Genomic DNA, 11683 nt, shown 5'->3' on the forward strand with positions numbered 1-11683 from the left:
TAACGAATTACTCAGCCGGGGGTCAGGCACGCGTCAATGGAGTAAAGCGTTAATGCAAAGTTGCCGATTAGCAAATGAGTATGGGCATCCCGGGCTGGCACACTAGTAAATAGGAATGGGGGAGACACTTATGGGAGATTACATACAGGAGATTAGAAGTCTTATTGGGACAAGACCATTTATCCTGGCTGGCTCTGCACTAATAGTGATAGATAGGGAGGGCAGGATTCTTCTTCAGCAACGTGCGGACACTGGGAACTGGGGATTGCCTGGCGGCGCAATGGAACCAGGGGAGAACCTTGAAGAAACAGCAAAGCGAGAGCTTTTCGAGGAAACAGGCTTAATAGCAAAGGAATTAAAGTTTCTTGATTTATTATCGGGAGGAGAATACTTCTTTCGTTATCCAAACGGAGATGAAATCTATAATTGCATTGCGCTATATGGGGTTGTCGATTGGGAAGGGGATCTTGTCATTAATGATGATGAAAGCCTTAGACTCCAATTCTTTTTTCAAGAAGAATTACCGTTACTTAAGGGAAATCCCAAGATGATATTGGCCAAACTGCCTCAATATCATCTGCTTCCTGAAATGAAACAGTTTTCGATAAAGGATATCATGAATGCTGCAAGGGTGCTCGTTATCCAACGGGCGGCATACAGACTGGAAGCAGAGCTTATTGGCACAGATGAAATTCCTCCACTGAAAGAGAGCTTGGAAGATTTGCAGGGGTGCGGGCAAACGTTCATAGGATACTATAATCAAGGCGAGTTGGCAGGCGTTCTTTCTTATAAGAAGGAAGAAGGAACAATTGACATTCATCGGTTAGTTGTTGCTCCGGCACACTTTCGGAAAGGTATTGCACGCAAGCTGTTGGGATGGTTGGAGAATCAGGAGACTGATGCTGAACTGTTTACTGTCAGTACAGGAAGAGACAATGAGCCCGCCGTATGCCTGTACAAAAGCTTAGGCTATGTGTTGGAAAGAGAATCAATCGTAGGGCCGGGGATCAAATTGGTCCACTTCACCAAGCTAAAGCGTGCCTGACCCCCGGTGCGTTAATTCGGTGAAGTGTGCCTGACCCCCAGCGCGGTGAAACAGCAGTGCGTTAGTGGCTCACATTATTGCGGTACAACTGCCCTTCACCGCGCCCCAAACCCCACCGTCTTACTATTTCTCTTCTTCTTCCACTCTGTTTTTGAAGGCTTCCTGAACGACGAGAAATTCTTCGTCTTCCTGGGCTTCTGTTGTTCGCCCCTCAACGATGGTCCCTTTAGGGAATTCGCCTGGGTGGCCTTTCTTTTTATGGTTGAAACCTGTTCCGCGTGACATGTCTCTACCTCCTTTCGCTCGAAAATAGCATTCCCGCAATCGATGTTGACTATCAATAAAATCCATGTCCGTCCTTCACCTTCATGAAAGTTGCCGCTGCACTTGCATAGTAATAAGTATGGAATTTGTGAAAGGAGAATGAGCACATGGGATTTCTGAACGAAAATCAGCGGAACATGGCAAGACAGCCTTTTTACGCTTCAATAGGGGATAGGGCGCCATTGTTCCAGGCTCAAGCCGTTTCAGGTGATAATATGCTGACAAGGCTGCAGCTCGCTGATTATAAAGGCAAGTGGCTGATCCTGTTTTTTTATCCGAGCAATTTTACCTTTGTATGACCTACCGAGCTGGCGGCGGTCGCCGCTATTTATCCGCAAATTCGATCGGAAGGTGCCGAAGTGCTGGCCATCAGCACTGACAGCATTTATGCCCATGCAGTTTTTAAAAAAACATCCCCGTCACTCAGGAATGTTACCTACCCGCTTGTCAGCGACAGGAACCAGGAAATCAGCCGTTCATACCGTGTGCTGGACGAAAAAGCCGGTGCATCTTTAAGGGCATCTGTTATCATTTGTCCTGATCAAATCATTCAAGCGAAACTTATCTATCCTGGTGGCATCGGCAGGAACGTCCCAGAGCATCTCAGGCTGCTTCAAGCCTTTCGTTATGAAAAAGAAACAGGAAAAGGCATTCCAGCAAACTGGGTTCCTGGCCAACCAGGAATAGAGAAAAAAGCCATAGACATTGGAAAAATATAAAAAACAAAAGCCCTATTTTCTTTCGGAAGGAAAAGGGCTTTTTTTCTATTTTCGAGGAAAAAATAAGGGGAGCACGGACCTAAAAAGAAATGCTGTGAAGATTAGGTGACAATAATCACCGGTAAAAATAATTTTGTCACATACTTGCCCTAAATATTTTCTAATTAGCACACAAAATTTTCTTAGAATAGCATTGAGAGTAATTATGGAGAAATATTTAATTAGGAGGAGAACAAGATGGATGAGGTCCTCATACTGAGCAGGATCCAATTTGCGGTAACAGTTGTCTACCATTTCTTGTTTGTACCGCTCACAATAGGGTTAGTTATTTTAGTCGCAGTGATGGAAACTAGATTCGCAAAAACCGGTGACCGGATGTACCGGAAAATGGCTGATTTTTGGGGTAAACTTTTTACCATAAACTTTGTATTAGGGGTCATCACCGGTATCACGATGGAATTCCAGTTTGGAACCAACTGGTCAGAGTATTCGAAGTACATGGGTGATATTTTCGGCTCGCCGTTAGCAATTGAAGCGTTGCTTGCCTTCTTCCTGGAATCCACTTTCTTCGGCATCTGGCTGTTCGGAAAAGATAAGATATCTCCAAAACTCCGTGCGTTTTCCATGTGGATGGTTGCGCTAGGTACGAATATTTCCGCACTATGGATCATCACAGCGAACGGCTTCATGCAAAATCCTGTAGGCTATGTTATCAGAGACGGCAGGGCTGAACTTGAGAGCTTCACAGCATTGATTACGAACCCGTACGCATGGCATATGTTCTTCCATACAGTCATCTCCTGCTATATCGTAGGCTCGTTCTTTGTTATGGCAGTAAGTGCTTACCATTTGCTTCGTAAGAACGAAACACCATTCTTTAAAAAATCATTCAAATATGGCCTTATCATGGCTGTGTTTGCGGCAACTGCAACACCGTTTATCGGTCACCAGTCCGGCGTGTTTGCAACAAAAATCCAGCCGGCTAAAGGCGCGGCGCTTGAAGCTGTCTGGGAAACACAAGAGAAAATGCCATTCCATATTGTTCAGTTCCCGGATGCTGAAAACGAAAAGAATTCCATCGAAGGGCTCAGCATTCCGCGGATTGGAAGCTTCCTTTACACAAACAGTTTTGATGGAAAAGTCACAGGCTTGAAAGATATACCTGCTGACGAACGCCCGAATGTTCCGCTTGTATTCTATTCGTTCAGAATCATGGTTGCACTGGGGATATTCTTCCTTTTGGCGTCATGGTTCGGCGTATACCTTTACCGGAAAAACAAGCTGGAAAACTCCAGAAGATATTTAAAAATGATGCTATACTCTGTACTGCTGCCATACGTTGCCATTAATGTAGGCTGGATTGTCGCAGAAGCAGGACGGCAGCCATGGGCAGTATACGGTCTGATGAAAACAGCAGAAGGCGTTTCGCCAATAAGTCTGTCACAAATTATCTTCTCGCTCGGTTCGCTCGTGCTGTTCTATACGATATTGCTTGTTGCGGATGTTTACTTGCTAATGAAATTTGCAAGAAAAGGTCCTGGTACAGAGCTTGCGACAGGCACAGAAGGAGGAGTCAAGCATGTCTCATGATACGCTTGCTATTATCTGGTTTGGCCTATGGGGCCTGATCTGGACAGTTTATTTTATTCTTGACGGCTATTCGCTCGGAACAGGTATGCTGTTTCCGTTCATCGCAAAGAACCGGCAGGAACGGAATCAGATTCAAGAGGCGATTGGTCCTTTCTGGGGCGGCAACGAAGTCTGGCTCATCACTGCAGGCGGTGCAACCTTTGCAGCTTTCCCTGCCGTGTATGCGGATATGTTCTCGTTCCTTTATACTCCCTTGTTCCTTGTATTGATCGCACTATTCCTCAGGGCTGCTGGCCTTGAGTTCATGCACAAAGATGATAATCCGACGTGGCAGGCTGCCTGCAAGTGGGCTTTCACTATCGGTAGCTTCCTGATTTCACTGCTTTTCGGTGTGACTTTCGCGAACCTTTACCGTGGTCTCTTGATTGGGAAGGAAGGATATGAAGGCAACCTGCTTAGCCTGTTGAACCCTTATGGCCTTCTTGGAGGACTGCTGTTTGTCGCATTGTTCCTGCTCTCAGGTTCCCTTTGGATTCAGCTGAAGACAGCAGGAGACACAGCAAAAAGAGCGGCGAAGCTATCGCGCCCAATTGCAGGAGTTGCTGCAGCACTGTTGGCGCTATTCTTTCTTGCGACAGCAAACCGTACGCCGCTTACAGATAATTATGCTGACTATCCGATACTTTGGATTGTCCCATTCATTGCACTATTAGCAATGCTTGCAGCAGTACGATTCGTTTTCCGCAAGAAAATTGGATTAGCTTTTACCGCAGTCTGCATCACTATTTTTGCAAAAATGGCTTTCGGCTTCATCGGGATGTTCCCGAACATGCTCCCGTCGAAAATCGACAATGCCTACAGTATCAACCTGTTTGACGCTGCTGGCAGCAAGCTCAACCTTACCATCATGTTCGCAGTTGCTGTCATTTTCGTACCGATTGTTCTCGGCTACCAGCTTTGGAGCTATAGGATATTTAAGGATAAGATCCTGAAAGAAAGTGCCAAAGGATATCAATAACTTGTAACTTGTAAAGCTGTCGCCTAAGTCGGCAGCTTTTGTTTTCCATGAAATCTCCTAGTTCCAGCGGCCATTTTGAAATATAATAATAGTAACAATACATGAAAAGGGGGAAGATGGTTTGGATTTTTCGCTTGTCATTGCAGAGGATAGAATCAGAAAAGCGTATGAGAACGGTGAATTTGAACATCTGCCAGGGTTCGGCAAGCCGCTCGAACCGGATGAACTGGCATCGGTTCCCGAAGAATTGCGCATGGCCTATCGAATGTTGAAAAACGCGGGTTATTCTCTGGAAGAAAATGCATTACGGCAGGAAATGATGTCAATCGAAGACTTGATTAGAAGCGGTGTGGACGGGGAAGAAGCCGAGTCGCTGCGAAAGGAACTGAACGAAAAGCTTGTGCGGTACAATGCCCTAATTTCGAAAAGAGGAATTAGAACCAATTCTTCCATCTTTAAAAACTATCAGCAGAAAGTCGAAAAGAAGTTATTGTAATTATCCGAGCGAGTAAGCTTGGTTTTTTTATGGATTTATTTTCCGCAAACAAGGCAGCTGTTGATAAGGCTTTACCCAATGTATTAGCGGATTATTCCAGTTATTGTCTGATCCGAATTTTATTGTCCAACCATTTCGTTTTATTATCCACGTCCCGATGTTTATCGTCCAATCCAACCAGTTTATTGTCCGAACGAAATCCTTCCGCAATCTTATTGTCCAAACGGGAATCGCCACCGTCTGATTATTCAGCTCGTTTCCCAAACTGGGTCCATCCACCATCCACTTTTCTGCTATCTCCGTCTTTTGTCCTATTTATTAGGGAATCCGGTCAATTTTTCTCTGCAATTCTAAAGGTTTCTTGGATTATGTCGAAATAAAAAATGACAGTAAGATTGTGTGAGCTTGATGCAGACAGGAGAGTCATACATGGACAAAACATCTATCATTGGGATAATCCTTGGAATTGTGGCAGTTGGAGTTGGAATGTTTTTGAAAGGGGTCAGTCCAAATGCGCTGCTCAATCCGGCGGCATTTCTTATCATTATTGTTGGTACGATAGCCGCAGTGACGATTGCATTCCCATCGAATGAATTAAAAAAGGTGCCAAAGCTGTTTGGTGTGCTTTTTAAAGAGCAAGAAAAAGTGGATACAGTAGAGCTTATCAGAATGTTTTCCGATTGGGCACAGCTTGCGCGGAAAGAAGGCCTGCTTGCACTTGAAAGTAAAGCGGGAGAAATTGACAACGATTTTCTCCGGAATGGTCTCACGCTTGCGGTTGACGGACAAAGTGCGGATTACATACGCGATGTTCTGTCAGAAGAGATTGAAGCAATGGAGGAGCGGCATCTATCAGGGGCACATATCTTCACGCAGGCAGGAACGTATGCGCCGACACTTGGGGTGCTAGGGGCAGTAGTTGGTTTGATTGCCGCTCTCGGAAATATGGACAATACGGACGAACTGGGTCATGCCATCAGCGCAGCGTTTGTAGCGACGCTTTTGGGAATTTTCACAGGCTATGTATTGTGGCACCCTTTTGCGAACAAGCTGAAGCGAAAATCGAAGCAGGAGGCACAGGTGAAATATATGATGGTAGAAGGCATTCTTTCCATCCTAGAGGGAGAAGCGCCAAGGGTGATTGAGCAGAAGCTTGCCTCATACCTGCCGGCTGGAGAACGTGCGAGAATCTTAGAGAAAAGCGGCGTGACACAGGATGAGTAGGCGGAAGAAAAAAGCTCACCATGAAGAGCATACGGACGAGTCATGGCTCATTCCGTACGCAGATTTGCTGACGCTCCTGCTCGCTTTGTTCATCGTGCTTTTTGCGATGAGCTCCGTCGACGCTCGTAAGTTTCAATCTCTTTCTAAGACGTTCAATGAAGTGTTCGATGGGGGTTCGGGCGTGTTTCAATACCAGAGCCCGATGCCGGAAGGGCAAATGGCTTCTCCAGAGGAAGAGAAAGAAGACCAGGAGAAAAACGATAAAGAAGCGATAGCAAGAGAACAGCGTGAATTGCAGGCGCTGCAGAAGAGAGTGAATGCTTATATCAAGAAAAAGAACCTCTCCAACAAGCTTGCGACGTCGCTGACGGATGAAGGTCTTCTTGTTACAATACGGGATAATGTCCTATTCGCATCAGGGAAGGCGGAAGTGCGACCAGAAGATGTCATGACAGCGAATGAAATTGCAGAACTCCTTGTCATGGATCCGCCGAGGAACATCATCATCAGCGGCCATACGGACAATGTCCCTATTCGGAATTCAAATTTCGAGTCGAACTGGGAACTTAGCGTCATGAGGGCAGTCGAGTTCATGAAGATTATTTTAAAAAATGATAAGCTGAATCCCCAGTGGTTCAGCGCTAAAGGTTTCGGGGAGTTTAAGCCAATTGCGACCAATGAAACACCTGAAGGAAAAGCGAAGAACCGGAGGGTTGAAATTCTAATCCTTCCGCGGATAAGTGAATAATCAGCCGGACCACTGATGGTCCGGCTTTTTCGTAGTGTAAAAATATTTTCAAACCGTTCCGAATAATTGCCTATCCTCGATAAGTGTTAGAGGCATGACAAGGCTAAAATAATATGTAACCATTCGTCTCACCAAGCGTTGTACCGCTAGAGAAGTTCTGCGGAAAAATGGTAATATGAGAAAAACATAACCATTACAACGAGGTGAAAAAATGAAAAACAAAGTGATTTTACTTGCATCAGATCAGCTGGGTAAAGGGGAAAAAGAACTGGGAGAAGGTGTCTTAGAAACGTTCTTTACGATTTTGAAGCAAAAGGAAGAGCTGCCGGCAGCTGTGTTTTGCATGAACAGGGGAGTGTTTACATTATCAGAGCAATCATTCGTCTCTCTCCAGCTAAAGGAACTAGAAGAGAAGGGCGTGGATGTCTTTGCTTGTAAAACATGCGTCGATTATTATGAACTCGGAGGCCAGCTAGTCGCAGGAAAAATCAGCGGCATGGATCGATTTATTGATCTTGCATCAGAATATGAAGTGTTAACATTATCTTAAATTTTTGTGAGACTGCAGATTCTGCAGTCTTATTTTTATCTTCTCCCGACGTGCAGTCAATCTAAGATCATTCAGACCTTAAAAATGGTTCGTTCGGTTTGACACTCATTCGGGAAATGATGAAATAGCCTCGCTTTAACATGGAACTTACATTCATTATATCGAACAAAAAAGTTCTTTAAAAAATACAAAATAGTAAGGGAATTGAAGGAATAGTTAGATAAAGAAGAGAAATCGTTCTTTAAAGCGAAAATTTGGCGATTTCTCAACTTTTTCAGTTTGGCTGGAATAAAATATAATTTTAGACAGGAGGTAATTTTTACAAAAAAGTTATTCGTAAGGGGAGATGGGGGAAATGTATCGCAAGAACTGTTGCAAGTGCGGCAGGCCTTCTTATAGCAGCTGCGAACATGGAGAATGGCTGTGCCCTACCTGTGGAAATGATTTAACGAAGTATCCTCATTTCGATGGCCATGTTTTGGAGAAATTGAAGGCAGATTCGAAAAAGTCGAGCCTATCTTATAAAACAAGTGCTATGAAAAAAAAAAGAATAAAAGATTCTCTGTTAGTTGAGTTTCCAGAAAAAATAAACTGAATATACCATCATTCGACAAATTTCTCGCAAAAATCAATGTATTGATAGAAACGCTTACAAATTTATACATTTTAGCTAATAAAGCAACAAAAAAATATGAAGATTTCATGACAAAATACTACAAGATGCTTACCGAGAACCAGTTACAATAAGATTGGGAAAAGGAAATAGCACTATTGCAGATAAGGGCAAACCTGTCGAAAGGCAGTGACGCAAAATCACGGGTCTACGGGATTCTTCCTATGATAGCCGGATTGCCTGGAATACGACGCGGTATTTTGGGGGGAGAAAGGTGAACGCTAATACAAAAGTTGCTGCCCTTGACTCAGAGTGGATGCAACTAATCCAGGAAGCATTGGAGCTCGGGATAAAAACAGAAGAGATCCGTGAATTCTTGAACAGCAACAGCACAATGGCAGTCGTGCTGGAGAAGTGACATACATAACTAAAAATGAAAAGCAGCTCATGCCTGAGCTGCTTTATTTATTATGCTGGCTGATTCGCCATTTATTAAATTCAAGAAATTCCCGAAATTGATCTTTGCTGATGCCAGAGTCCATTGCTTCGCGGACAAGAGACACCCAGTCAGGATCCACCTTAGCAGTATCAGGTTTATCGTGAATAAGATAGTCCACCGGTATATCTAAAACAGAAGAAATTTTTTCCAGAAATTGAATGGATGGATTGGTCTGAAGGTTCCGTTCAAGCGAGCTTAAATAAGACTTCGCCACACCTGCCTGTTCGGCGAGTTCTGAAAGCGACATCTTTCTCTCTTGGCGCATCATTTTGACTCTATCTCCGATCATGAAGTTCACGCACCTTTTTAACGTATAGGTTTATCATAGCAGATAAAATGCTAGAGTTCCATAAAACGAATGATGATAAGATAAAAATGAAACCATCTTACTAGCCATATTCCCTTTCAAATGAGCCGTTGGGTCTCTTCATCAATCGTTTGATGAAAAGTGCTTTGGGTACTTACCCACATGATGGATTGCGTTGATGATGCGCTTATTGATCCAAGTAAGATTTTCTTTTGTATTGAGTTGTTCAAAGATCATTCGCCGACCGTCAGCAGTTGTAACATAGTGGCTCGGCAAGTTATTCAAACTGATGGCGATGATATCATTCCGGCACTTGGCGCAGCTGCAAAAGGTCTGGTAATCAGGACTTGCCATCAGCACATGAACAAGCGTCGTTACCATTTCCTCCATTACATTGGTATAACCTTTTTCCATGTTTAGCCTTCTTTCCATGATGTCTATCTATATTATAGAGAAGATTAGAACAGCTTATAGCTGGAAATGGACATAACTTTAAAAATAAGTATATAGTCCTTTATATTATGTAATCTAATCCATTTTTTCCAACCGAAAGAAAATACGTTTACTTGAAGTTAGATGTGGGAAACGGATAAATAGAGACTTTTGAAAGGGAGTGGAAGTTTTATGAGTAAGAAAATTGCCTGTGTCATTACAAACCTTTTCGAGGACTCGGAATATTTAGAGCCTTCAAGAGCATTTATGGAGGCCGGCCATGAAGTAGTTTCAATTGAAAAGGAAAAGGGCAAGGAAGTAACTGGTAAAAATGGAAAGGTAACAACAAAGGTTGATGCCGGAATTGATGAAGTCAATGCGGGAGATTTTGATGCGCTGTTTATTCCTGGAGGATTTTCACCTGACCAGCTGCGCGCGGATGACCGTTTTGTTGATTTTGCAAAAGCGTTCATGGATGCGAAAAAGCCAGTGTTCGCCATCTGCCATGGACCGCAGCTTCTCATCACTGCCAAGGCATTGGAAGGAAGAACAGCAACAGGATATCAATCCATTCGCGTCGATATGGAATATGCAGGCGTGAATTTTAAGGATGAAGCTGCTGTTGTATGCGGAAACCAGCTTGTTACAAGCCGTACGCCGGAAGATATCCCGGCTTTCAACAGAGAAGCATTGAAACTGCTTCAATAGTCTTCCTGCATGCAGTAATATCGTATGGTAAAATAGAAAGTGTTAAGCCCTTTGCAGGCTTCTGCAAAGGGTTTTTTCCGTTTAAGCAAGTGCGGTTTTGAAAATACCGCATATATAAAATAGGGAATCATAATTACGGAAATATTTTTTCGGGGAGATGGAATGATGATTGTATTGAAATCAGCACGTGAAATCGAAAAAATGAAAGAAGCAGGAAAGCTGTTGGCTTCCATCCATAAAGAAATCCGCAATATGATCAATCCCGGTATTACGACATGGGAAATTGACCAGTTTGTGGACGGATATTTGAAAAAACACGGCGCGACAGCGGAACAAAAAGGCTACAGAGGATATGAGTACGCGACTTGTGCAAGCATCAACGATGAAGTATGCCATGGTTTCCCACGCAAGAAACCGTTAAAATCAGGCGATATTGTGACAATTGATATGGTTGTCAACCTTAACGGGGCGCTTGCGGATTCCGCTTGGTCTTATGCAGTTGGCGACGTGACAGAAAAGACGCAAAGGCTCTTGGATGTAACGAAAGAAGCGTTGTATGAAGGAATTAAGGCATCCGTACCGGGGAATCGGATCGGCGACATTGGCCATGCGATTCAGACTTATGTGGAATCCAAGGGATTTTCAGTTGTGCGCGAATTCATTGGCCACGGCATTGGCGCTGTCATTCATGAAAAGCCCGATGTGCCGCATTTCGGCCTGCCGGGAAAAGGCGCCCGCATCAAGGAAGGCATGGTGTTCACGATTGAGCCGATGGTCAATATCGGGGAATGGCCTACGAAGATGGATGACAATGGCTGGACTGCCCGTACGGTGGACGGAACCTTGTCCGCGCAATACGAACATACCATTGCGATCACAAAAGACGGCCCAGTTATCTTGACAGACCAGGACGAAAATTCCTAACAAGATCGTATAAGCATCAGACATCCATTCCCGATGTCTGATGCGCTAACAATGGGGATATCGAGCTGAGAGCTCTCCCTTACAAAAAGATATAATTTATGAGATGAGCCATCCTGTTTAAAACATAGGATGGATTTTTTTAAACGGTAATTGAAATATTTATGAATATTTTGTTATTATATGGTGATGTTCACTTAATAAATGATAAAAGCGTGGTAAAATATCACCACGCTTTTGTGTTTTTGCTTTTTTATGCTTTTTTCAGGCTGCCGAGTTCTTCTACGATTGCCTGCATTTCATTGATGCTGAAGTTGTCCTTTTTCATGATTAGCTCATAAATATCTTTCAACTCTTCATACATCTCTTCATCGAAGTGGGAAGACTTGATTGCCCCCATATTAAGTACATTCAGTTTTTCTTTAATTTTTTCAATCATGTATTCCACATTTTCAGGAGTTTTCTTCGATAAGTCCATTCCAGTCATCC

General features: G+C 43.6%; 14 protein-coding genes, 2 pseudogenes and 1 riboswitch. Of the genes and pseudogenes, 12 read left to right on the plus strand and 4 right to left on the minus strand.

Features of this window, described 5'->3' with window-relative positions; genetic code table 11:
- Window positions 1-130: 130 nt before the first annotated feature.
- Window positions 131-562, plus strand: a pseudogene (locus BQ5796_RS17610) (NUDIX hydrolase); the annotation flags it as partial.
- A 165-nt stretch (window positions 563-727) separates the two neighbouring features.
- Window positions 728-1045, plus strand: a pseudogene (locus BQ5796_RS17615) (GNAT family N-acetyltransferase); the annotation flags it as partial.
- Between the two features lie 123 nt (window positions 1046-1168).
- Here the strand turns inward: BQ5796_RS17615 and BQ5796_RS18230 are convergent.
- Window positions 1169-1330 (minus strand): hypothetical protein, encoded by a 162-nt coding sequence (locus BQ5796_RS18230; RefSeq protein ID WP_200792854.1) that lies wholly within the window; start codon window positions 1328-1330, stop codon window positions 1169-1171.
- Window positions 1331-1476: 146 nt separating this feature from the next.
- On the opposite strand from BQ5796_RS18230, the gene BQ5796_RS00875 reads away from it, so the two are divergent.
- From BQ5796_RS00875 to BQ5796_RS17620, 8 genes are all read left to right on the plus strand, one after another.
- The gene (locus BQ5796_RS00875) at window positions 1477-2088 is read left to right on the plus strand and encodes a peroxiredoxin (protein WP_428839281.1); all 612 of its coding nucleotides are present in this window, start codon (window positions 1477-1479) and stop codon (window positions 2086-2088) included.
- 237 nt (window positions 2089-2325) lie between these two features.
- Complete coding sequence (locus BQ5796_RS00880) at window positions 2326-3678, plus strand: cytochrome ubiquinol oxidase subunit I (RefSeq protein ID WP_071458545.1); 1353 nt, start codon at window positions 2326-2328, stop codon at window positions 3676-3678.
- Window positions 3668-4696, plus strand: a complete 1029-nt coding sequence (cydB, locus tag BQ5796_RS00885) for a cytochrome d ubiquinol oxidase subunit II (RefSeq protein ID WP_071458546.1) — start codon at window positions 3668-3670, stop codon at window positions 4694-4696. Before BQ5796_RS00880 ends, cydB begins: the two co-directional genes overlap by 11 nt.
- A gap of 121 nt (window positions 4697-4817) precedes the next feature.
- The gene (locus BQ5796_RS00890; RefSeq protein WP_071458547.1) at window positions 4818-5192 is read left to right on the plus strand and encodes a DnaJ family domain-containing protein; all 375 of its coding nucleotides are present in this window, start codon (window positions 4818-4820) and stop codon (window positions 5190-5192) included.
- Between the two features lie 429 nt (window positions 5193-5621).
- Window positions 5622-6416, plus strand: coding sequence for a flagellar motor stator protein MotA (gene motA / locus BQ5796_RS00900; protein ID WP_071458549.1), 795 nt, complete (start codon window positions 5622-5624; stop codon window positions 6414-6416).
- Window positions 6409-7164: a flagellar motor protein MotB gene (gene motB, locus BQ5796_RS00905; protein WP_071458550.1), complete on the plus strand. Its 756-nt coding sequence runs from the start codon at window positions 6409-6411 to the stop codon at window positions 7162-7164. The genes motA and motB overlap by 8 nt, the downstream gene beginning before the upstream one ends.
- A gap of 211 nt (window positions 7165-7375) precedes the next feature.
- Window positions 7376-7714, plus strand: coding sequence for a DsrE family protein (locus BQ5796_RS00910; RefSeq protein ID WP_071458551.1), 339 nt, complete (start codon window positions 7376-7378; stop codon window positions 7712-7714).
- 772 nt (window positions 7715-8486) lie between these two features.
- Window positions 8487-8571, plus strand: a riboswitch (cyclic di-GMP riboswitch).
- Window positions 8572-8601: 30 nt separating this feature from the next.
- A complete protein-coding gene (locus tag BQ5796_RS17620) occupies window positions 8602-8745 on the plus strand; it encodes an anti-repressor SinI family protein (RefSeq protein ID WP_083413009.1) in 144 nt (47 codons plus the stop codon).
- A gap of 43 nt (window positions 8746-8788) precedes the next feature.
- Here the strand turns inward: BQ5796_RS17620 and BQ5796_RS00920 are convergent, their stop codons facing one another.
- Together BQ5796_RS00920 and BQ5796_RS00925 are read right to left on the minus strand one after the other, a co-directional pair.
- A complete protein-coding gene (locus BQ5796_RS00920; RefSeq protein WP_071458553.1) occupies window positions 8789-9115 on the minus strand; it encodes a helix-turn-helix domain-containing protein in 327 nt (108 codons plus the stop codon).
- A gap of 141 nt (window positions 9116-9256) precedes the next feature.
- On the minus strand, window positions 9257-9565 hold the full coding sequence (locus BQ5796_RS00925; protein WP_234969286.1) for a late competence development ComFB family protein: 309 nt from the start codon (window positions 9563-9565) through the stop codon (window positions 9257-9259).
- Between the two features lie 192 nt (window positions 9566-9757).
- On the opposite strand from BQ5796_RS00925, the gene BQ5796_RS00930 reads away from it, so the two are divergent.
- Both BQ5796_RS00930 and map read left to right on the plus strand, forming a co-directional pair.
- Window positions 9758-10273, plus strand: coding sequence for a type 1 glutamine amidotransferase domain-containing protein (locus tag BQ5796_RS00930; RefSeq protein WP_071458555.1), 516 nt, complete (start codon window positions 9758-9760; stop codon window positions 10271-10273).
- A gap of 165 nt (window positions 10274-10438) precedes the next feature.
- Complete coding sequence (map, locus tag BQ5796_RS00935) at window positions 10439-11197, plus strand: type I methionyl aminopeptidase (RefSeq protein ID WP_071458556.1); 759 nt, start codon at window positions 10439-10441, stop codon at window positions 11195-11197.
- A 250-nt stretch (window positions 11198-11447) separates the two neighbouring features.
- On the opposite strand, the gene BQ5796_RS00940 is transcribed toward map, so the two are convergent.
- Window positions 11448-11672 carry a DUF1128 domain-containing protein gene (locus BQ5796_RS00940; protein WP_071461090.1) on the minus strand — a complete coding sequence of 75 codons (225 nt, stop codon included), beginning with the start codon at window positions 11670-11672 and terminating at the stop codon, window positions 11448-11450.
- Window positions 11673-11683: the final 11 nt, after the last annotated feature.

This window comes from Bacillus massilinigeriensis, assembly GCF_900111815.1.
Classification (GTDB): Bacteria; Bacillota; Bacilli; order Bacillales; family Cytobacillaceae; genus Mesobacillus_C; species Mesobacillus_C mediterraneensis.

Bases quoted from the DNA above. Each gene is read 5' to 3' on its own strand.
- BQ5796_RS00940 (WP_071461090.1), bottom strand. From the start codon at position 11,672: ATGGACTTATCGAAGAAAACTCCTGAAAATGTGGAATACATGATTGAA.
- BQ5796_RS18230 (WP_200792854.1), bottom strand. From the start codon at position 1,330: ATGTCACGCGGAACAGGTTTCAACCATAAAAAGAAAGGCCACCCAGGC.
- BQ5796_RS00880 (WP_071458545.1), top strand. From the start codon at position 2,326: ATGGATGAGGTCCTCATACTGAGCAGGATCCAATTTGCGGTAACAGTT.
- map (WP_071458556.1), top strand. From the start codon at position 10,439: ATGATTGTATTGAAATCAGCACGTGAAATCGAAAAAATGAAAGAAGCA.
- BQ5796_RS00910 (WP_071458551.1), top strand. From the start codon at position 7,376: ATGAAAAACAAAGTGATTTTACTTGCATCAGATCAGCTGGGTAAAGGG.
- BQ5796_RS00920 (WP_071458553.1), bottom strand. From the start codon at position 9,115: ATGATCGGAGATAGAGTCAAAATGATGCGCCAAGAGAGAAAGATGTCG.
- motA (WP_071458549.1), top strand. From the start codon at position 5,622: ATGGACAAAACATCTATCATTGGGATAATCCTTGGAATTGTGGCAGTT.
- motB (WP_071458550.1), top strand. From the start codon at position 6,409: ATGAGTAGGCGGAAGAAAAAAGCTCACCATGAAGAGCATACGGACGAG.
- BQ5796_RS00930 (WP_071458555.1), top strand. From the start codon at position 9,758: ATGAGTAAGAAAATTGCCTGTGTCATTACAAACCTTTTCGAGGACTCG.
- cydB (WP_071458546.1), top strand. From the start codon at position 3,668: ATGTCTCATGATACGCTTGCTATTATCTGGTTTGGCCTATGGGGCCTG.
- BQ5796_RS00925 (WP_234969286.1), bottom strand. From the start codon at position 9,565: ATGGAAAGAAGGCTAAACATGGAAAAAGGTTATACCAATGTAATGGAG.